Here is a 20,751-nt window from a genome sequence, read left to right as displayed (position 1 = left end):
ACGGCGCTCGATGGCATTCGACGACGATTGCGCGCGGCCCAAAGCCTTACAGTCACCCCACGCTCTGAAGCGTCTCCTGCAAAACCAGCCGGGCTCTGTAACAATCGCAAAGTTCGTCCGTGCGGCCCGCGCCGCAGCCTTCATCGTCCCACCCGCCCGAGACTGTCTTGTCCGAAACCCTTTCCGCGGCGCGCGAATCCCGCAATACCGGCCATACCGAGCCCCCCGACGCGCCCATGTCCGCGAAGACCCGCCGCGCCATGGGCGCGGTGATGCTCGCCGTCGCGCTCGCCACGCTCGACACCGCCATCGCCAACACGGCGCTGCCTGCCATCGCCACCGATCTGCACGCGGCCCCCGCCGCCTCGGTGTGGATCATCAACGCGTACCAGCTCGCGATGGTCGCCACGTTGCTGCCGCTCGCGGCGCTCGGCGACATCATCGGCCACCGGCGCATCTATATCAGCGGCCTCGCGATCTTCACGGTCGCTTCGCTCGCCTGCGCGCTCGCGCCGACGCTCACCGCGCTCGCCGGCGCGCGCGTGCTGCAGGGGCTCGGTGCGAGCGCCATCATGAGCGTGAACACAGCGCTGATCCGGTTTCTTTACCCGCCGCACCGGCTGGGGCGCGGGCTCGGCATGAACGCGCTGGTCGTGGGCGTTTCATTCGCCGTGGGCCCGACCATGGCCTCGCTGATCCTCTCCGCGGGCACCTGGCCTTGGCTCTTCGCGATCAACGTGCCTCTCGGCGTGCTCGCGCTCGTGTTCGCGCTGCCCGCGCTGCCGCAAACGGCGCGCGGGAAGCACGCGTTCGATCCCGTCGCGGCGGTGCTCAACGTGATTACCTTCGCGGCGCTGATCTTCGCGCTCGGCGAAGCCGCGCAGCGCGCGCCCGGCGTCGAAGTGGCCATTGCCGCCGTCGTGGCGCTGGTGTTCGGCGCGCTGCTGATCCGACGTGAAGCCGGACATCCCGCACCCATGCTGCCCGTGGATCTGTTCCGCCGGCCGGTATTCGCGCTTTCGTCGGTCACCGCGATCTGCTCGTTCGCGGCGCAGGGCCTCGCGTTCGTTTCGCTGCCGTTCTATTTCGAAACCGTGCTGATGCGCAGCCAGGTGGAGACCGGCTTCCTGATGACACCCTGGCCCGTGGTCGTGGCCGCCGCGGCGCCCATTGCGGGACGTCTCTCCGACCGCTATCCGCCGGGCCTGCTCGGCGCAATCGGTCTCGCGATCCTCTCGGCCGGCATGGCGTCGCTCGCTTTGCTGCCTGCGCACCCCTCGGTGACGGACATCGTCGTGCGCATGGCGATCTGCGGCGCGGGCTTCGGCTTTTTCCAGTCGCCCAACCTGCGGGCGATCATGGCGAGCGCACCGCCCGAACGTAGCGGCGGCGCGAGCGGCACCATCGCCGTCTCGCGTCTGCTCGGGCAAACCACGGGCGCGGCGTTGGTCGCGCTGTGCTTCGGGATCGTGGGCCGGCACGGCCCGACGCTCGCGTTGGGCCTTGGCTGCGCCTTTGCGGGCGCGGCGGCCATTGCGAGCGGGCTGCGGCTCTTCGCGCCGTCGCACCGGTCGGTGCAGGGCGGGTAATACAGGTAATGCGGGCGATGCGGCCCGCTAAGGCCTGAGGCAAAGACGCGCTGGAGAAGCGCGCCTTTGCGAGCCGATCTATCGGCTCAGCGCGCGAAGTAACCCTTCACCGCCGCCACGAACGTATCGATATCGGCGGCCGTTACGTCGAGGTGCGTCACGAAGCGCGACGCGTACAGCATCTGCGTGAGGATGCCGCGCTCCTTGAGATACGCCTCCAGCGGCGTGCAGTGTTCCTGCGGGAACTGCACGAACACCATGTTCGTGGCCTGCGACATCACCTTGACCTGATCGATCTGCGCGAGACCGGCGGCAAGACGCGCGGCATTCGCATGGTCGTCGGCCAGACGCGCAACGTTGTGATCGAGCGCGTAAAGGCACGCGGCCGCTAGCACGCCCGCCTGGCGCATCCCGCCGCCCAGCACCTTGCGCCAGCGATGCGCGGCGTCGATGAGCGCGCGGCTGCCCACCAGCACCGACCCCACTGGCGTGCCCAGGCCCTTCGAAAAGCAGATCGACACCGAGTCGAAGCCCGCCGTGAGCGCCTCGAGCGGCTGGCCGGAAGCGACCGCCGCGTTGTACACGCGCGCGCCGTCGAGGTGCGTCGCGAGCCCGCGGTCATGCGCGAGCTGGGTGGCCTTCGCGACGTAATCCGCCGGCAGCACCTTGCCGCCGATGGTGTTTTCTAGCGCGAGCAGGCGCGTGCGCGCGAAGTGGTCGTCGAGCGGCTTGATCGCGGCGGCGATACGCTCGAGCGGGATCGAACCGTCTTCGGCGTTGTCGAGCGGCTGCGGCTGGATGCTGCCCAGCACGGCCGCGCCGCCGCCCTCGTACTTATAGGTGTGCGCCGCCTGTCCGACGATGTACTCGTCGCCGCGCGCGCAATGCGCCATCAGCGCGGCGAGGTTGCTTTGCGTGCCGCTCGGGAAAAATAGCCCCGCCTCCTTGCCCGCCTCCTGCGCCATGCGCGCCTGCAGGCGCAGCACGGTCGGGTCGTCGCCCCACACGTCGTCGCCGGTTTCGGCGCGGGTCATGGCGGCGAGCATGGCTTCGCTCGGACGGGTGACGGTGTCGCTGCGCAGGTCGATCATTGCGATGAAATCCTCGTGGTTGAAGCACGCGCGCGGCAAACGTGCGCGCGCCTTGTCGGGCGCGCGCTCTCGCGGCGTGAGAACCATCGAGTGTATTTTCAAACGGCGGCCCAGCGCAATGCCGGGGCGCTCGCGCCGCGGCTAGTGCGCGAGCAGCGGCAGCGGATCGACGGGCTTGCCGTCGCTGCGGACTTCGAACTGAACGCCGCCGGAGCCCATTTCCGCGATCGGCTGGCCTTGCGAGACGGCGTCGTCTTCCTTCACGAGCAGCTTGCCGTTGCGGCCATAGGCCGTGACGACCTGGTCGTTGTGCTTGATGATCACGAGCGGTCCGTAGGCCTCGATACCCGTGCCCGCGTAGACCACCCGGCCAGCGGCAGCGGCCTTGACCTCCTCGCCGGGCGTACCGCCGATCACGATGCCGGTGGACTTGCCCGGCACGAAGCGCTGCAGGATCGGGCCGCGTGCGGGCCACGCGAGCGCGATGGCGGGCGCGACAGGCGCGGGCATGGCGACGCCGGCTGCGGCGGGCGCGCTGGGCGTCTGCGCCTGCCCCGGTGGCGTGGGCGCCGGGTAGTTGGGTGGGGGGGCGACGCGCAGCACCTGGCCGGGCAGGATCTGCACGTTGGCTGAAGGCAGCTGGTTCCAGATCGCGATGTCCTGCGGACGCTGGCCGAAGGCCCCGGCGACGCGCGCGAGCGTGTCGCCCGGATTGACGCGGTAGTAGCCCGCCGGTACGCCGCTCGTGGACACAGGAGGCGCGCTCGGGGACTCCGCCCACGGCGTGAAGGTGCTGCTACAGGCGCTGCAGACGAGCGTAAGGGCGGCCAGCGCCGCATACGCGCCCGGGTTTCGCCGTTGTCGATTCATCTTGCTGTTCCTCGCTTGGTCCTCGCGTATGAAGAAAAATACGCGTAGGGGATGCGCGGCGGGCCGCAGGCGTTCGCTTGCGCGCCACATTCCGCGCGAATTGCATCGATGCCAGGCCGGAAATGGCGAACGTCCCCCATTATATCGTTCATGCCCGAACCGCCTTTTTTAGCCGGCATGCGCGCCCCGCCTGCGTTTGCGCGGGTCAACGCCTATACTGGTTCACGCGTCACCCGATAATCAGATGAAAGGCCTCTCGCTGCAGTCCCAATGGCCCTGAGGGATCCGAGAATGAACAAAGCCACCTTTCTTTCGCTGCAGCTCAACGTCGAAGATGTCACGTCGTCGCCGGGCCTCGTCGAATTGTTGAACAACCATCTCATCTTCGCAGCCGACGTGGCCGAGGCCGCCGACGAACTGGTGCAGCACGCCAGCATTGCGCGGCTTTCCGGCGCCACCCAGGCGTGCGTGGAAATTCCCGCCGTAGTCATCGAGCGCCTGCGCGATGCGCTCGACACCCTGAGCGGCTATGACGAAACGTGGCTTTTCGCGCTCGAACCCGGCCGTGCGCTCTTCGACGATATTGCACGCCGGCCGCGCCTGCTTCACTAGTACACGAACCCGGAGCGGACGGCGCCCTACCCGCATCGCCCGCCCCATTTGCCTGCGCGCTGGCGCCTGTGTGCCATGCTGCCGCGCGCGGAGCGCCTCGTTTTTGGCGCGCCAAACTGGGGGAACCGCCGTGAAATCCATTTTGAACCGCCGTAACACCGCGCTCTCTGGCGCGCCATCGCGCATCCTTGCCGTGGCCCATGATGCCGCCACGCAACGCGCCGTCGCAAGTGAAGCTGCCAGCCGCGCGCCGCAATCCGCAGCCAATCCCGCCGATTCCGCAGTGACGCCAACCGAGACCACCGTCGAGATCGAGTCGCGCGCGGAGCCGACCGTGGGATCCGAGGGCGCCGGCGGAACGCGAACGGTGTCCACACTCCATCCGGTGCCGGTCATGCCCGCACACCTGAACGGCCGCCCGGTGCAGATCGCCGACGGCGCCGCGTTCGAAGCGCTCCACGCCGCCGACGAGTTGATGACGTTCCGCGTGTATCGCTGCTTCGCCTATACGGTCAGCCTCTTCTTCCATGCGCCCACGCTCGGCTACTTCGTCGCGCTACATCAGGAAAGCGTACTGTGGCGCGCGCTGAAAGCCAACGATCTCGACGCGGCCGGCTCGGCGTTTCACTTGATGCAGGAGCAAGCCACGCGCCTCGCCGACGGCGAAACGCGCCGCGTGCAGCTCGTTGCGCAAAACGCGGAACTCTCGCGGCAAATCGAGGAGTCGGAAGCCCAGGCCGAACGCCTGCGCGTGGACCTGCAGCGCCACGCGGAACAGGAGGTGACAGTGACGGGCCGCCAGAGTCAGGTGCGCAAGGAAGTCGCGCAGCTGGAGGCGCAGCGCATTGCCGCGCAGGCACAGCTGAACAAGGCACACCGGGCGCTGCATCAGCTCAAGGTCGCGACGAGCGAGGGCGTGCCGCATCTGCATGCGCGGTGATCACGCAAGCGGGCCCAGTTGCCGCGCGAATCGCCGGGCGGCTTCGAGGCCAAAGCGGCTCGGCGCCAGCTTGACGTCGCGCTCATACTCGACGTCGATGCCCATGCGCCACGCCGCAATGCGCTTGCCGTAGCCAATCAGCGTATCGAGCGACTGCATGACGAAGACGATGGCGGGCAGCACCTGCTGGTACAGGGTCTGCGCGCGCTCGATATCGCCTGAGCGGAACGCCGCGTAAATCTGCTGCTGCCAGTCGAAGCAGTCGGGCGCGACGATCATGCCCGCGCAGCCGGCGCGCAGGTTGTCGAGCAATTCCATGCCGCCGCGGCCGTTGAGCACGGGCATCAGGTCGCCGATCTGCGCGATCGTTTCGGCAATCGTCACCGCAGGGCCTTCACCTTTGAGCACCCGGAAGTTCGGACATTGCGCCGCCAGCGCGCGCAAACTGGCCGGCGAAAGGCCGGCGCCCAGGTACTCCGGCGCGTTCTGAATGCCGACCCTCACGTCCAGCCCCGCCATCACGCCAGCGAAGAAGTCGAAATAGAACGATTCGGGCTGTGCGCTCTCGCCTTGCGCGCGCGCCGGCGGCTGGAGGATCAGCCACGCCGCGCCGCGCTCGATGGCGAATTGCGCGAATTCGCGCTGCGCCGCCACCGTGGAACCGCTCACCGTGACGGCAAGCGGCAGCGCGCCGCCGCTGTCCTCCTGCGCCCAGTCGATCACCTGCTCGCGTTCGGCGCGCGAAAGCTTGTTGACCTCGGTCGCGAGCCCGAGCACCGCCATGCCCGGCGCCCCGCCGCGCACGGCCGCTTCGACCTGGCGGCGCATGGCCGCGCGGTCGAGGCGGTTATCGCGATCGAAGAACGCATAGAGGATCGGATAGATGCCGGCAATGTCGCCGACGGATGTGGCAGGCGCTGCCATCGCTTCCTCCGGCACGATCAGTGCGAATCGCGCGGCACGGCCGCACCGCTCGCGCCGACCAGAAAGTCCAGGTCGGCGCCCTTGTCGGCCTGCAGCACGTGTTCGACGTAAAGCCGGTAATAGCCGCGCTCGGGCAACTCGGGCGCCTTCCATTCAGCCTTGCGGCGTGCGAGTTCCTCGTCGGAGACTTCCAGATGCAGGCGCCGCGCCGCGACGTCCAGCTCGATCATGTCGCCCGTGCGCACGAGCGCGAGCGGACCGCCCGCCGCCGCTTCGGGCGACACGTGCAGCACGACCGCGCCATACGCCGTGCCGCTCATGCGGCCATCCGAGATGCGCACCATGTCGGTAATGCCCTTTTGCAGCACTTTCTTCGGCAGCGGCATGTTGCCGACCTCGGCGAAACCAGGGTAGCCCTTGGGCCCGGCGCCCTTGAGGACCATGACGCAATGCTCGTCGATATCGAGCGAAGCGTCGTCGACCTTTGCGTGCAGTTCCTCGACGTTCTCGAACACCACCGCACGGCCGCGATGACGCAACAGCGCCGGCGTGGCGGCAGAAGGCTTGATGACCGCGCCGTCGGGCGCGAGGTTGCCCTTGAGCACGGCGATACCCGCTTTGGGCTTGAATGGCTGCGCAAACGAGGTGATGACTTCGGCGTTGTAGTTCGGCGCCTCGGCCACGTTTTCCCAGATGGTTTTACCGTTGACGGTCAACGCGTCCCGATGCAGCAGCCCTTGTTCGCCGAGTTGGCGCAGCACCGCAGGCAAGCCGCCCGCGTAATAGAAGTCCTCCATCAGATAGTGGCCTGAAGGCTGCAGATTCACGAGGCACGGTATGTCCGAGCCGAGTTCCCAGTCGTCGAGCGAAAGCGGCACGCCTATGCGCCGCGCGAGCGCGAGCAGATGCACGACGGCATTGGTCGAGCCGCCAATGGCCGCGTTGGTGCGGATCGCGTTTTCGAATGCCGCGCGGGTGAGAATCTTCGACATCGTGAGATCTTCGCGCACCATCTCGACGATGCGCCGCCCGGCGAGTTGCGCGAGCACCTGGCGGCGCGCATCGACAGCGGGTATCGCCGCGTTGTGCGGCAGCCCCATGCCCAGCGATTCGACCATCGAGGCCATCGTGGACGCGGTGCCCATGGTCATGCAGTGGCCGCGCGAGCGGTTCATGCACGACTCCGCCTCGACGAATTCGGCCTGCGACATCGTCCCCGCGCGCACTTCCTCGGACATTTGCCACACGCCCGTGCCCGAGCCGATTTCGTGGCCGCGAAAGCGTCCGTTGAGCATCGGGCCGCCCGACACGGCGAGCGCGGGCAAGTCGCACGACGCTGCGCCCATCAGCAACGCCGGCGTGGTCTTGTCGCAGCCGACGAGCAAAATCGTGCCGTCGATCGGATTGCCGCGAATCGACTCCTCGACGTCCATCGAAGCGAGGTTGCGAAACAGCATCGCGGTGGGCCGCAGGTTCGACTCGCCAAGCGACATCACGGGAAATTCGAGCGGCAGGCCACCGGCTTCGTACACGCCCTTCTTCACGTACTGCGCGAGCTCGCGAAAATGCGCGTTGCACGGCGTGAGTTCCGACCACGTATTGCAGATGCCGATGACGGGGCGGCCGTCGAATGCGTCGTGAGGGATGCCCTGATTTTTCATCCACGAGCGGTGGATGAAGCCGTCCTTGTCGGCTTTGCCGAACCAGGCCTGGCTGCGCAAGGGCTTGCGGGTGGGGTGGGTCATGGCGGGGCGTCTCCTGTCGCTGGGCAACTGTTATGGAAACTGCCGACCGATCATAGGAGTGGCGTCCGGACCCGTCAATGTTTGCTACGGCGTCCTTAGATATGGAAAAACGCGCCACAAAAAAGTACGGGCCGGTGGAGAACCGGCCCGCGCTGGACTGCCTTTTGCAACAACGTACTGCGTACTGCCTGCTACACATCATGCGTACTGCTACTGCACGGCTGCACCTCTCACTGCGCCAGCCAACTTCAACTACCTTCTGCTCTCTCTGCGTACTGCAACTGCTTCACTGCAACGACTGACCTGCGTACTGCCTGCTGCGTATTGCAACTGCACACTGCGAACTGCCACTTCTACTGCAACCGCTCTCTACGTACTGCGACTGCAACTTCTACCGCAACAACTCACTGCGTACTGCAACGACTCAAACTACGACTTCTGCTGCAACTACCAACTACGTACAGCGACAACTCACTACAGGGGGTAGCTTGCCGGAACCGCCTGGAGCGGTTCCGTTCGGTCAGGGCTTAGTGGCCGAAGTAAATGCGTTGGTTCGGTGCGACTTGCGCCGGTTGCACCGCTGCGCCCGACTGCGACGTGCCGACTGCCGGTGCGCCGTAGCCGCTGGTGTCGCCGGCGGCGAGCTTTTCCTCGGTCACGCGGGCTTGAGCGGCCTGCAGGTTTTCCGGGTAGTTCACATGGTCAGCCGACGGGTTGTAGCCAGCCTTCTCGAGTTGAACCAGTTCTGCGCGCACTTGAGCGCGGGTCAGGCCTTGTTCGCTCGACTGGGCGAACGAGATTGCCGGAACGGCAAGCGCGGCGGCAACAACGGCTGCGGAAATAAGCTTGTTCATGATCGGACCTCCATCTGTTTTATGTCGGCTTCTGAACACCGTGTTCGTCAGCCGTTGAATACAGTGTAGGCCTCCGGACTTGCTAGGGAAAACCCTAATTCATCAAAACACCGTTGCAATTTTCGCAATAAAAAAAGGTGAGTCCCTCGGACTCACCTTTCGATTCCAACAAAGACCGCAACGACATTGCGGTCTTTTGTCTTTCTATTTCCTTACGACCAGTCGGCGTGGAAGCTGCCCGGCTTGTCGATGCGCTCGAACGTGTGCGCGCCGAAGAAGTCGCGCTGCGCCTGCACGAGGTTTGCGGGCACGCGCTCCGAGCGGTAGCCGTCGAAGTACGCAACCGCCGACGAGAACGCCGGCACCGGCACGCCCGCGCTCACTGCCTGGATCACCACGTCGCGCAGCGCCGACTGATAGTTGGCCGCGATGTCACGGAAATAGGGGTCGAGCAGCAGGTTATCGAGTTGCGGGTTCTTCGCGTAGGCGTCCATGATCTTCTGCAGGAAGCGCGCGCGGATGATGCAGCCCGCGCGGAAAATCTTGGCGATCGTGCCGTACTGGAGGTCCCACTTGTACTCGTCGGAGGCGGCGCGCAGTTGCGCGAAGCCTTGCGCGTACGAAATGACCTTCGAGAAGTACAGCGCGCGGCGCACCGACTCGATGAACGCCTTGCGGTCGCCCGAGAACGGCTTCGTGTCCGGGCCCGAGAGCACCTTGCTCGCCGCCACGCGCTGCGTCTTGAGCGACGAGAGCACGCGCGCGAACACGGCTTCGGTGATGAGCGGCAGCGGCGCGCCGAGATCGAGCGCGTTCTGGCTGGTCCACTTGCCGGTGCCCTTTTGCGCAGCGCGGTCAAGAATCACGTCGACGAGATCCTTGCCCGTTTCCTCGTCTTTCTTGGTGAAGATCTTCGAGGTGATTTCGATCAGGTAGCTGTCGAGTTCGCCCTCGTTCCATTCGGTGTAGACCTTGGCCAGTTCCTCATTCGAGAGGCCGACCACCTGCTTGAGCACCGCGTAGCTTTCGGCGATCAGCTGCATGTCGCCGTACTCGATGCCGTTGTGCACCATCTTCACGAAATGGCCTGCGCCGTCCGGACCCATGTAGGCCACGCACGGCTCGCCGTCCGGGGCTTTCGCGGAGATTTCGGTCAGGATCGGCGCAACGAGATCGTAAGCATCGCGCTGGCCGCCTGGCATGATCGACGGGCCTTTGAGCGCGCCTTCCTCGCCGCCCGACACGCCCGTGCCGATGAAGTGCAGGCCCGACTTCGCGAGTTCCTGATTGCGGCGGATGGTATCGGTGAAGTGCGTATTGCCGCCGTCGATCAGGATGTCGCCCTTCTCGAGCAGCGGCTTGAGCGCGGCAATGGTGTCGTCGGTGGGCGCGCCAGCCTTCACCATCATCAGAATGCGGCGCGGCTTTTCGAGCGAATCCACGAACTCTTCGAGCGTGTACGCCGGCACGAGCTTGCGATCCGGATACTCAGCGATCAGCTCGTCGGTTCTGGCGCGGCTGCGGTTGAACACCGAGACCGCATGGCCGCGGCTTTCGATGTTGAGCGCCAGATTGCTACCCATCACGGCCAGACCCACAACGCCGATTGGCTGTTTGCTCATGTTGTTTCTCCACTTCATTCATAGACGGCGCCGCAACGGGGCGCCAACCGTGCAAGCATAAGGGAAACGCCCTGGAGCCGCGCGCACGCGCGCAATGCGGCTCATGTTTCCCTACCTGCTTAGCGTTTTCGGAACACCAGGCTGAAATTGTTCGCCGGCATCGCCACGCGCGCCTCGCAGTCGAAGCCTTGCGCCTGCGCCAGCGCCTCCACGGCCTCCATGTCGCGCACGCCCCAGGACGGGTCGCGCGCGCGCAAGTCGGCGTCGAAGGCCTCGTTGCTCGGCGCCGTGTGCGCGCCTTCGCGTCGGTACGGCCCGTACAGCACGAGCGCGCCCCCAGAAGCCAGGCGCGCGCCCGCCCCTTTCATCAACGCTTGCGCCGCTTCCCACGGCGCGATGTGAATCATGTTGATGCAAACGACGGCGTCCACCGCGTCGATCGGCCAGGGCTCGCGGCGCACGTCGAGATCGAGCGGCGCGCGCAGGTTAGCCAGGCCCGTGTGCTCGCGCCAGGCGTCGATCGAGGCGCGGGCGCGCGCGTCGGCATCGCTCGGCTGCCACACGAGGTCGGCAAACGCGCCCGCGAAATGGACCGCATGCTGGCCGGTGCCGCTCGCGATTTCGAGCACCGTGCCCCGCGCGGGCAGCGCGCCGCGCAGCACCTCCAGGATCGGCGCAGCGTTGCGCTCGGCGGCGGGGGCGGAAAGACGTTGCGCGGCTTGCGGGTCGTTCATCGTGTTGCGTTCTCTTCAGCGTTGAAATCGGCGTTGAACCGGCGTTCACTCAGTACAGCGTGGTCTTGATGCGTTCGGCGAGACCGGCTTCGTAGGTCTCGGCGTCGAACGTCTCGCCATATTGCTCCTCGTTCACGCGGCGCAGCATCTCGCCGGCGCTCGGCAGATGCGAGCGTTCGACGTGGTGCGACGGGTCCCAGAGCTTCGAGCGCACGATGGCCTTGGAGCAATGGAAGTACACGCTTTGCACGTCGATCACGAGCACCGAGCGCGGCGGCTTGCCATCCACGGCAAAGCTCGCGACGAGTTCGGGGTCTGTGCTCACGCGGCCGCGTCCGTTCACGCGCAGCATCTCGCCCACGCCCGGCACCATGAAAAGCAGTCCCACCTGCGACGACGCGACCACGTTGCGCAGGCTGTCCACCCGGTTGTTGCCGGGGCGGTCGGGCAACGCGAGCGTGCGCTCATCGAGAATGTGCACGAAACCGGGGGCGTCGCCGCGCGGCGAGCAGTCGAGACCTTCCGGGCCGCCCGTGGCGAGCACGACGAACGGCGAGCTTTCGATGAAGCGCCGATAGTCCGCGTTGACGTGATCGATTTCCTTGCGCAACGCGCGTTCGTGCGGCGTGCCGTAGTGGGCTTCGAGGTCGGCTAGCGTGGTCAGCATGGCGTCGGTTCCGTGGAAGTCGTGGAATGTCAGGGGGCGAGGCGCGCGCCCAGCGCGTCGAGCACGGCGGCGCAGGGCGCTTCGAGCTTCAGCGCGAGGAGCGGGTCGGCGCGCGTCTTGCCCATGTTGATCGCGGCCACGGGCTTGCCGCGCTGCTGCGCCCAGGCGCAGAAGCGGTAGCCGGAATACACCATGAGCGAGGAGCCGACCACGAGCACGGCGTCGGCCTCGTCGAGCGCGTTCGAGGCGCTGGCCACGCGCTCGCGCGGCACGTTCTCGCCGAAGAACACCACCGAAGGCTTGAGCATGCCGCCGCACGCCGCGCATGCGGGCACGTGGAAGGCGTTGGCGCCGTCGAAGTCGAGATGGGCGTCGCCGTCGGCGGCGGGTTCCGCGATCGCGCCCGCAATGTCCGGATTGCACGCCTCGAGTTCCGGCTGGATCGAAGCGCGCGAATACTGCGCGCCGCAGTCGAGGCAATGCACGTGCGCGATGCTGCCGTGCAGTTCGATCACGTCGCGGCTGCCCGCGCGCTGATGCAGCCCATCCACGTTCTGCGTGACGAGCGTGCGCGCGTAGCCCGCCGCACCGAGGCGCGCGAGCGCGCGGTGCGCGCCGTTGGGCTGCGCGAGACCCACCGTGGGCCAGCCGATCAGGCTGCGCGCCCAGTAGCGCCGGCGCATGCTCTCGGAGCCGAGGAATTCCTGCAGCGTGATGGGCGGCGAGCGCTTCCAGGCGCCGTTCTCGTCGCGGTAGCCCGGAATGCCCGAATCCGTGCTGATGCCCGCGCCGGTCAGCACGAACAGGCGCGGATGACGCTCGACGAATGCCTGCAGCGCGTCGAGCGTGGCGGCATCGAGAACGGGAGCGCTGGGAGCGATGATGGGGTCGGTCATGGCGGCGGGTAGCAATGCAGTTCAGTGCGAGGGCTTGCCGCGCGATTCGGTGGATTTCGCGGCTGGCTTGCGCGGGGCTTTCGCCTGCGCCACGCGTTCGGCTTCGCGCGCTTCCCACGCAGCCAGCGCGGCGCGATACCGGCCGAATTCCTCGTCGTATAGATCGAAGATGCAGGGGTCGCAGCCGCTATGGCAGCAGTCGTCGTTATCGGGACATGCGGGCGGCTGGGGACGCGGATCGTCGTCCGGACGCGGGGGCAAAGACATGGGCGCTCAGGCGGCGTGGTGGTTCAGCGGCCAGTATACGGGACTGCGCGCGAGCGCGTGCGGACGCGCCTGCCCCCGCTTACATCCGTTTGCGCCCGTCTGTCGCGCTCAGCCACGCCCTACGAACGGCATCTTCGTCGCCATGATCGTCATGAACTGCACATTCGCTTCGAGCGGCAGTTGCGCCATGTGCAGCAGCGCGTCGGCCACGCGTTCCACGTCCATCAGCGGCTCGACGGCAATCTCGCCGTTCGCCTGCGGCACGCCGCGCGCCATGCGCTCGGCCATGTCCGTCGCCGCGTTGCCGATGTCGATTTGCCCGCACGCGATGTCGTAGCGCCGGCCGTCGAGCGAAACGGTTTTGGTGAGGCCGGTGATGGCGTGCTTGGTGGCCGTGTAGGCGATGCTGAACGGCCGCGGCGCGTGCGCGGAAATCGAGCCGTTGTTGATGATGCGCCCGCCGCGTGGCGTCTGCCGCTTCATGAGCCCGAACGCCGCGCGCGTGCACAGGAACACGCCGGTGAGGTTCGTATCGACCACGGCGCGCCAGTCATCCACCGAAAGCTCGTCGATGTCCACGGCCGGCGCGTTGCGGCCCGCGTTGTTGAAGAGCAGATCGAGCCGGCCGTAGCGCGCGCGGATCGTCTCGAAGAGCGCCTCGACGGCCGCCGCGTCGGTCACGTCGCAGGGCGCCGCCAGCGCATCTTCGCCACGCGCGCGCGCCTCCCCGGCGAGCGCTTCAAGCGGCTCGGCCCGCCTGCCCGCCAGCACGACGGCGAAGCCGTTGGCCAGCAGCCTGCGCGCGCACGCGCGGCCTATGCCGCTGCCCGCGCCCGTCACCAGTGCGATTTTGCGTTGTTGCGTATCACTCATCGTTGCCTCTTGCTTTCGGTTGAGCCTTCAGTCGAGCGGCTGGTCGTTGGGATTCGCGAAGAGCGCTTTCATCGGCTCCGACATCGGATAGTCCAGATTCACGCCCGCAGGCGGAATGGGCGACTCGAACCAGCGCCGGTAAAGCGCGAGCGCTTCGCCCGAGCGCTCCATCTTCGCGATGGTGTCGTCGGCAATGCGCTTGAATGCGGTGTCGCCGCGCCGGAACATGCAGCCGTAGACCTCCGACCTGGCCGGGGTGCCAACGATTGCGTAAGCGTGTGCGTCGCTCATGGCGTTCGCGCTTTGCGCCACGGGCGCACCCGGCGTTTCGCTCGCCATGTAGCCGGTTGCGAGCGCGGCGTGCAGCAACGGCTCGTCCATCACGAAGGCAACGGCGCGTCCGGAGCGCACGGCTTCGACCGAATCGCCATGAGTCTTCGCGACGACGATGTGCATGTTCATCGCGCGCTCCAGGTTCCAGCGGCGCAACAGGCGCTCTTCCGAAGTGCCCACGGTCGTGACCACGGTGCGGCCCGCGAGATCGCCGAAGTCCTTGACTGGCGAGCCGCGCTTCACGAGCATGCGCACGCCGTACTCGAAAAAGCTGTTCGAGAATGCGACGTCGTTCTCGCGCTCGCGTGTATGGGTCGTGGTGCTGCACTCGAGATCGATCGTGCCGTTCTGCACGAGCGTGATGCGGTTTTGCGGCGTGACGATCACTTCGCGCACGCGCAGCGCCGGAAGCTTCAGTGTTTCGCGCACGCTTTCCACAATGCGCTCGGTAATCTCGTACGAGTAGCCCGTTGCGTGCCCGCCGCCGGCCATATAGGAGAACGGCACGGTCGCATCGCGCACGCCGATGGCGATCGTGCCGGTGTCGCGAATCTTGCGCAGCGTGGGGCTTTCCAGTTCATCGGCATGCACCGCGCCCGCAGACGCGCAGGCGCACGCGAGCGCCGCGCAGCGCATGGCCAGGAGCGCGCGCGCCATGCTGCCGCGCCGCATGGAGCCACGCGGTGTTCCGGCGATGCCCAGCGGCTTTGACTCGCGCTTCAACCGTCTCTCCTGTGGATCGCTCATTCGTTCGCTTGAAGCGCGCACTGCGCCGCTTCCCCCTGCGCGCAATTGTACCGGTGGCCCGTGGCGGCTCGCGCCTTCACACCGCGCAAGAATGGGCGAGGCTTGCGCGCAGGACATCCACGAACGCGTTGCCCGCCTGCGAGTCCATGCCGCCTTCGCGCCACATGGCGAACACGCCGACCGTGAGCGCCGGTTCGACACGCCGGATCGCCACGGGCTCGCCCGCCCCGCGCGCGCTGAGTTCGTCGAGCAGCACGCGGCCGACGCCGCGTGCCGCAAGTGCGCGCGCGACGTGCCACGTTTGGGCCTCCACGGCCGCGAGCCGGTCGTCCACGCCTTCGGCTTCGAGCAGGTTGCCAATCGCCTCGCCGAGCGGGTCGACGTTGCCGATGCTGATCCACTCGCCGTCGACCAGATCGCGCAACGCGAGCGGCGCATGTTCCGGCGTGGGGTCGTCGGGCGGCGCGACGCAGACCACGGCCGTGCGCGCAAGTTCGACGGCGGCAATGCCCGGCCGCGCGGGCGGATTGAGCGCGACGCCCAGATCGAGTTCGCGCGTGAGCAGCGCGTTGAGCAGTTCGGCCGTGTGGCGCGTCTGGATCTTGAGCGACACATCGGGATAGCCCGCGCGAAACGTCTGCACGGCTGCCGGAATCAGGCTCATGCCAAGGCTGGGCAGACAGCCGATGCGCAACAGCCCTTGCGGACGCAGCGCGAGATTGCGCGCGAGATCGCGAATGCTGTCGAGACTCGATTACAGCTTCTGCGTCTCGGCGAACAGCAATTCCGCCTCGCGCGTGGGCTGCAGGCGGCCGTGCGCGCGGCTGAAGAGCTTGAGACCCGCGCTGCGCTCCGCATGCGCGAGCACCTTGCTGACCGCGGGCTGGGACACGCACAGCAGCTCCGCCGCTTTGGAGAGCGAGCCGGTGCGCATGATCGCGTGAAAGACTTCGATATGACGTAGACGCATGGGGCGCATGCCGCGCATGCGTATCAGGCTCGTGCGCGGCGTGACGAAAGAAAACCGCAAGGATAGCGCGTTCGGGCCTGGAGCCAAATGCGGCTCAATTGCGGCTCAAACGTGGTTCAAACGCGGAAATCGGACGCCATATCCTCTTCGCTGCGCGCGACGATCTCGCCGCTGCGCGCGGCTTTGACGAACACGTCGTAATCGCGCTCCACCTGGTCGGCATAGCTGAACGCGTAGGTCGTGAGCGCCTCGGCGAACAGGTCGCTGCGGCCAATGTACGAAGAGATTTCGATAGCCGAGCTGCCCGACTTCGCATGCGCGCGAGCGAGCGCCCAGCCGCACAGCCGCGCATAGCCGCACAGCAGCGTGCTGTCGAGCAGCTGGAGATCGATCGAGAGCTTCATGTCGCGCAACTGGCGCACATAAAAATGGCGCCCCGCAGGTCCCGTGGTCCAGCCAAGAAAGATGTCGCTCGCCGCCTGCAGAAGACGCTGGCCGTGCACGACACGCGCGCCGTCGTGCTTGATCGAAGGCGACTTGAAGTACTGCGAAACAACCGAGCGCCGTGCCTCTTTCACCTGCAGAAAGAGCGGCTTCTCGTGATGATCGACGAGCAGCATCACGAGGCAGCGCGTGCCCACGCTGCCCACGCCCACGACCTTGAACACCAGATCCTGGATCGCGAAGTGATCGAGGAGTTCGCGCCGGTCGGGCGCGAGCGTTTTCGTGTATTCCTCGTACATCGGCTCGATCAGCGTGCGCCAGTCGCCGAGCGTGAACCAGTCGTCTTCCGGGTCGAACAGCGTGTTCACGCCGTGCACGTGAAAGAGCGCGGGCGGCACGTCGTGAATCGTCCAGTGATCACCGTCGCGCTCCGCTAGCTTTTCGAGCAGGTTCTCGTGCGTGCGGTTCGCGGCCTTCTCCATGCCGCGCCGGATCAGGCGTCGGCCTTCGGGCGTGAGCGCGGTTTCGACCATGCGATCGAAGGTGATTTTGTCGTACCAGAGATCGAGCGCGCCGTACTCGGCATATTGGCGCAGGCGGTCGCGATAGCTGGTCACGGCCGCCATCACCAGTTCCTCGGCCACGCCGCGCGAGTAGCGCATGTGCCGCGCCGCCACGACGAAGCTCGCCACGAGGCGCTTCACGTCCCACTCCCACGGGCCGGGCGCCACCTCGTCGAAGTCGTTGAGATCGAACACGAGCTGGCGCTCGGGCGTCGCAAAGCCGCCGAAGTTCAGCAGATGCGCGTCGCCGCAAATTTCCATTGCCATGCCGGTGTTGGGCACGCCGGCGAGATCGTGCGCCTGGAGAATCGCACTGCCGCGAAAGAACGTGAACGGCGAGACGATCATGCGTCCGTAGCGCAGTTGCACGAGGTTCGACACGCGGCCTTCGCTGCTTGCGCGCAGGAGGGCTAGCGGATCGCGCTTGAAGGTGCCGGTTTCCTTGTGGCTCGAACGTTTCGAGCGCTCGCGCACGGCACGCCCGGCCGCCTCGCGTTCAGCAACGGTGCTCCCATTCATGACCTTCTCCGGTTCTTGTACGGTCTCGCGCCGCCCTCGCAGACGGCCAGACTCGGGGGATATTCGTCCTGCATGAGCGGCGGCCTCGCGCGCGGTGGCCGCGGCGGACGCGCTGGCGTTCCGCTTGCGTATTTAAGCGTGGGGCCCCGTTTCGTGCAAGCAACGTGGCCGGAACCGGCGCGCGCCTGTACACCTCTGCGCACCATGCGCGCAACGCGCGAGCGCGTGGTGTACCGTGCGCGAAAGATGCGCCGCACGCCTCGCGCCCTCACCGCCCCGCCGGACACCCGCCATGAACGTCACAGTCTACGGAACGCTCGTCGTCGCATCGCTCGTGCTGCTGGCCGGCCAGTGGCTCGTCGCCGCCGTGCCAATCTTGCGCAAATGGACGATACCGGAACCCGTGGCGGGCGGCATCGTCGCCGCGCTGATCGTGTTCGGGCTGCACAGCTTCGCGCACATGGACGTGGTCTTCGACACCTCGCTGCAAGCGCCGCTCATGCAAGCGTTCTTCGCCACCATCGGCCTCAATGCGAACCTGGCCAACCTGAAACACGGCGGCCCTGTGCTCGTGCGCTTTCTCGCCGTGGTGGTCGCGCTACTCGTGCTGCAAAACGTGCTGGGCATTGTGCTCGCCATGGCGTTCGGCGTCGATCCGCTGTACGGGCTGCTGGGCGGCTCGGTGTCGCTTGCGGGCGGGCATGGCACGGGCGCCGCGTGGGGCGCGGTGTTCACCGAGCATCACGGGCTGCAGTCCGCCACCGAAGCGGCCATTGCGTGCGCCACGTTCGGGCTGATCATGGGCGGCATTCTGGGCGGCCCGGTGGCGCAGCATCTGATGAAGCGCATCGGCACGCCGGCTGACGACGCGGCGCCCAGCGCAAGCGGCGCGGCAACGCCCGACCCGTACGCATTCGAAGAACCGAAAGCCGAGCAGCCCACCACGCCGGGCGCGTTCATCAACACGCTCACGCTCATCGCCATCAGCCTCGCTGTGGGCGACGCGCTCTCCGGGCTCATCGCGGGCACCGCGTTCGAATTGCCCACCTTCGTGTGCGTGCTGTTCGTAGGCGTGCTGCTCGCCAATGGGCTCGCGCTCCTCGGGCGCCCCGTGGCCGAGCATGCCGTCGCGCTGATCGGCAACGTGAGCCTCGCGCTCTTTCTCGCCATGGCGCTCATGACACTGCGCCTGTGGGACCTCGCCGCGCTCGCGCTGCCGGTGTTCACGATCCTCGCCGCGCAAACGCTGCTCATGGTGATCTACGCGATCTTCGTGACGTTCCGCGTGATGGGCGCCGACTACGACGCCGTCGTGCTTGCGGCCGGCCACTGCGGCTTCGGCCTCGGTGCAACACCCACGGCGATCGCGAACATGCAGGCGGTCACGGCCCGCTTTGGCCATTCCCATCTGGCGTTTCTCGTGGTGCCGATGGTGGCCGCGTTCTTTATCGACATTGCCAACGCCATCACCATCAAGCTCTTTCTCTTGCTGCCGATTTTCCATTGAGCGGCAGGGCACCTCACGCCAACCGCGCTAGAATGGTGCGATTCACGGCGCGCCGCGCACGGCGCCAACGTTCGAGCGTCACTATGTCCCTCACTGCCTGGCTCTTTTTTCTGCCCGCCTGTTTCGCGCTGAACATGGCGCCGGGGCCGAACAATCTTCTCTCCATCAACGTCGCCGCGCGGCACGGCTTCCTGCGCGCGTTCCTTGGCGGCGCCGGGCGGCTCGTGTCGTTCGCCGCCATGATCGCGCTCGCGGCCACCGGGCTTGCCGTCGTGCTGCGCGCCTCCGAGGCGGTCTTTTTCGTCATCAAACTGGCGGGCGCCGCTTACCTCGTGTGGCTCGCCGTGCAGCTTTGGCGCAGCGACGCCAACCCGATCGGCGAGAGCACGGACAGCGACGCCTCGCTCGCGCGCCTCGCGTGGCGCGAGTGTCTCGTGGCGGCGGGCAACCCCAAGGCGATTCTCGTTTTCACGGCCTTCCTGCCGCAATTCGTCGATGTCGCGAAGCCCATCGCGCCGCAGTTCGGCGTGCTCGGCGCGAGCTTTCTCGTGCTCGAATGCGTGGCCATCGCGCTCTATTCGCTTGCCGGCATGTACCTCGGCCGCTGGCTCACGCGCACCACCGTGCGCCGCTGGTTCAATCGCACCTGCGGCGCGTTTCTCGGCCTGATCGGCGTGAGTTTTCTGCTTGTGCGGCGCGCCTGAAGGCCTCGTTGCGCACCGCCTCATCCATAAGTTTCTCTTGATGATTTTCGCGAGAAACTTTAACTGTCGTTAATCGACAGCACCCCCTATGCTCAAACCATCGTCCGGGGTCGCGGCGAGCGCCTGGCTTTTCCCCAACGCTCTCTGAAACGCCCACGGACAAGCGGTTTTCAACGTCATTGGGGTTTCAACATGAAGATCTGCATCTTTGGAGCGGGCGCCATTGGAGGCATGATGGGCGTGCAACTCGCACGCGCAGGCGCCGACGTGAGCTTCGTTGCCCGCGGCCCGCATCTGGCCGCCATGCGCGAAAACGGCGCTCGCCTGCTGATGGACGGTGAGGAGTACGTGGCGAAGGTGCGCTGCACGTCCGACCCGCGCGAACTCGGTGTGCAGGACGTCGTCATCATCACGCTCAAGGCGCATTCCGTGGCGGGCGTGATCGACTCGATGCAGCCGCTCCTCGGCAAGCATACGGCCATCGTCACGGGCACCAACGGCATTCCCTACTGGTACTTCTACCAGCACGGCGGCAAGTTCGCGGGCACGCGGCTCGAAAGCGTCGACCCGGACGGCTCGCAATGGAACCGCCTCACACCCGAGCGCGCGATTGGCTGCGTCCTCTACCCGGCCGCCGAAATCGACGCGCCCGGCGTGATCCGCCATGTGTACGGCAAGAAGTTTCCGATTGGCGAGCCTTCGGGCGAGCGCACCCCGCGCATCGTCCAGCTCCATGAAGCCATGCAGGCCGCCGGATTCGATGCGCCGATCCGCGAGAACATCCGCGACGAGATCTGGCTCAAGCTGTGGGGCAATCTCTGCTTCAACCCGATCAGCGCGCTCACGCATGCCACGCTCGACGTCATCACGAGCGACCCGGCCACGCGCGCCGTGGCGCGCACGATGATGCTCGAAGGCAAGCGTATTGCCGAGCAGTTCGGCGTGAATTTTCGCGTGGACGTGGAGCGGCGCATCGACGGCGCGGGCGCGGTGGGCGCGCACAAGACCTCGATGCTCGTCGACCTCGAAACCGGGCGGCCGATGGAGATCGATCCGCTGATCACCGTCGTGCAGGAAATGGGCAAGCTGGTTGGCGAGCCGACGCCGGCCATCGACACGGTGCTCGCATTGATCAAGCAGCGTGAGCGCATGGCCATGCAGGCGGCTTAAGTCACGGCGAAGGGGCGGCGCGTGCGCCGCCTTTTTTTGCGGTATTGCGGAGCCTGGAAAAGCAAAACGGATCGCATCGAGCGATCCGTTTTGCTTTGCAGCAGAAGGAA

The 20,751-nt window shown here is 66.6% G+C and carries 19 protein-coding genes and 1 pseudogene; 6 read left to right on the top strand and 14 right to left on the bottom strand.

The features are described from left to right. Positions 1 to 236 precede the first annotated feature (236 nt). Complete coding sequence (locus tag U5A58_RS13990; protein WP_415774227.1) at positions 237 to 1,589, top strand: MFS transporter; 1,353 nt, start codon at positions 237 to 239, stop codon at positions 1,587 to 1,589. 86 nt (positions 1,590 to 1,675) lie between these two features. Here U5A58_RS13990 and ltaE read toward each other — a convergent pair whose 3' ends face one another. Then, the gene (ltaE, locus tag U5A58_RS13985; protein ID WP_321961942.1) at positions 1,676 to 2,680 is read right to left on the bottom strand and encodes a low-specificity L-threonine aldolase; all 1,005 of its coding nucleotides are present in this window, start codon (positions 2,678 to 2,680) and stop codon (positions 1,676 to 1,678) included. 141 nt (positions 2,681 to 2,821) lie between these two features. Next, positions 2,822 to 3,550 (bottom strand): peptidoglycan DD-metalloendopeptidase family protein, encoded by a 729-nt coding sequence (locus U5A58_RS13980; protein ID WP_321961843.1) that lies wholly within the window; start codon positions 3,548 to 3,550, stop codon positions 2,822 to 2,824. Positions 3,551 to 3,841: 291 nt separating this feature from the next. Here U5A58_RS13980 and U5A58_RS13975 point away from each other — a divergent pair, with 291 nt between their 5' ends. Both U5A58_RS13975 and U5A58_RS13970 read left to right on the top strand, forming a co-directional pair. Beyond that, positions 3,842 to 4,162: a hypothetical protein gene (locus U5A58_RS13975; protein WP_254316654.1), complete on the top strand. Its 321-nt coding sequence runs from the start codon at positions 3,842 to 3,844 to the stop codon at positions 4,160 to 4,162. Positions 4,163 to 4,292: 130 nt separating this feature from the next. Then, entirely contained in the window at positions 4,293 to 5,102 is an 810-nt protein-coding gene (locus tag U5A58_RS13970; RefSeq protein WP_321961842.1) for a DUF2968 domain-containing protein, read from the top strand. On the opposite strand, the gene U5A58_RS13965 is transcribed toward U5A58_RS13970, so the two are convergent. The 12 genes and pseudogenes from U5A58_RS13965 to U5A58_RS13910 form a co-directional block, all read right to left on the bottom strand. Beyond that, positions 5,103 to 6,026 carry a dihydrodipicolinate synthase family protein gene (locus tag U5A58_RS13965; protein ID WP_321961841.1) on the bottom strand — a complete coding sequence of 308 codons (924 nt, stop codon included), beginning with the start codon at positions 6,024 to 6,026 and terminating at the stop codon, positions 5,103 to 5,105. A 17-nt stretch (positions 6,027 to 6,043) separates the two neighbouring features. Further along, a complete protein-coding gene (locus U5A58_RS13960) occupies positions 6,044 to 7,771 on the bottom strand; it encodes an IlvD/Edd family dehydratase (RefSeq protein ID WP_321961840.1) in 1,728 nt (575 codons plus the stop codon). 527 nt (positions 7,772 to 8,298) lie between these two features. Next, the gene (locus U5A58_RS13955; protein ID WP_158760898.1) at positions 8,299 to 8,625 is read right to left on the bottom strand and encodes a DUF4148 domain-containing protein; all 327 of its coding nucleotides are present in this window, start codon (positions 8,623 to 8,625) and stop codon (positions 8,299 to 8,301) included. A gap of 212 nt (positions 8,626 to 8,837) precedes the next feature. After that, on the bottom strand, positions 8,838 to 10,247 hold the full coding sequence (gene gndA, locus U5A58_RS13950; RefSeq protein WP_321911550.1) for an NADP-dependent phosphogluconate dehydrogenase: 1,410 nt from the start codon (positions 10,245 to 10,247) through the stop codon (positions 8,838 to 8,840). A gap of 119 nt (positions 10,248 to 10,366) precedes the next feature. Further along, positions 10,367 to 10,981 (bottom strand): DUF938 domain-containing protein, encoded by a 615-nt coding sequence (locus U5A58_RS13945; protein ID WP_321961839.1) that lies wholly within the window; start codon positions 10,979 to 10,981, stop codon positions 10,367 to 10,369. 49 nt (positions 10,982 to 11,030) lie between these two features. Further along, positions 11,031 to 11,648, bottom strand: a complete 618-nt coding sequence (locus U5A58_RS13940) for a pyridoxamine 5'-phosphate oxidase family protein (protein ID WP_321961838.1) — start codon at positions 11,646 to 11,648, stop codon at positions 11,031 to 11,033. A gap of 29 nt (positions 11,649 to 11,677) precedes the next feature. Then, positions 11,678 to 12,544, bottom strand: coding sequence for an NAD-dependent protein deacetylase (locus U5A58_RS13935; RefSeq protein ID WP_321961837.1), 867 nt, complete (start codon positions 12,542 to 12,544; stop codon positions 11,678 to 11,680). 21 nt (positions 12,545 to 12,565) lie between these two features. Beyond that, positions 12,566 to 12,811, bottom strand: a complete 246-nt coding sequence (locus U5A58_RS13930; protein WP_321961836.1) for an oxidoreductase-like domain-containing protein — start codon at positions 12,809 to 12,811, stop codon at positions 12,566 to 12,568. 108 nt (positions 12,812 to 12,919) lie between these two features. Further along, positions 12,920 to 13,684: an SDR family oxidoreductase gene (locus U5A58_RS13925; protein ID WP_321961835.1), complete on the bottom strand. Its 765-nt coding sequence runs from the start codon at positions 13,682 to 13,684 to the stop codon at positions 12,920 to 12,922. Between the two features lie 27 nt (positions 13,685 to 13,711). Further along, on the bottom strand, positions 13,712 to 14,653 hold the full coding sequence (locus U5A58_RS13920; RefSeq protein ID WP_321961941.1) for a transporter substrate-binding domain-containing protein: 942 nt from the start codon (positions 14,651 to 14,653) through the stop codon (positions 13,712 to 13,714). A 187-nt stretch (positions 14,654 to 14,840) separates the two neighbouring features. Continuing rightward, positions 14,841 to 15,734 (bottom strand): annotated as a pseudogene (locus U5A58_RS13915) (LysR family transcriptional regulator). Between the two features lie 116 nt (positions 15,735 to 15,850). After that, positions 15,851 to 17,260: a DUF2252 domain-containing protein gene (locus tag U5A58_RS13910; RefSeq protein ID WP_321961834.1), complete on the bottom strand. Its 1,410-nt coding sequence runs from the start codon at positions 17,258 to 17,260 to the stop codon at positions 15,851 to 15,853. Between the two features lie 292 nt (positions 17,261 to 17,552). Between U5A58_RS13910 and gltS the strand changes: the two genes are divergently transcribed. From gltS to U5A58_RS13895, 3 genes are all read left to right on the top strand, one after another. After that, positions 17,553 to 18,767: a sodium/glutamate symporter gene (gene gltS, locus U5A58_RS13905; RefSeq protein ID WP_321961833.1), complete on the top strand. Its 1,215-nt coding sequence runs from the start codon at positions 17,553 to 17,555 to the stop codon at positions 18,765 to 18,767. A gap of 83 nt (positions 18,768 to 18,850) precedes the next feature. Continuing rightward, positions 18,851 to 19,471 carry a LysE family translocator gene (locus U5A58_RS13900; protein WP_321911561.1) on the top strand — a complete coding sequence of 207 codons (621 nt, stop codon included), beginning with the start codon at positions 18,851 to 18,853 and terminating at the stop codon, positions 19,469 to 19,471. 192 nt (positions 19,472 to 19,663) lie between these two features. Then, the gene (locus U5A58_RS13895) at positions 19,664 to 20,641 is read left to right on the top strand and encodes a 2-dehydropantoate 2-reductase (protein ID WP_321911562.1); all 978 of its coding nucleotides are present in this window, start codon (positions 19,664 to 19,666) and stop codon (positions 20,639 to 20,641) included. Positions 20,642 to 20,751: the final 110 nt, after the last annotated feature.

The organism is Paraburkholderia sp. J7 (genome assembly GCF_905220155.1).
Classification (GTDB): Bacteria; Pseudomonadota; Gammaproteobacteria; order Burkholderiales; family Burkholderiaceae; genus Paraburkholderia.
This window is presented reverse-complemented; position numbering and strand designations above follow the sequence as displayed.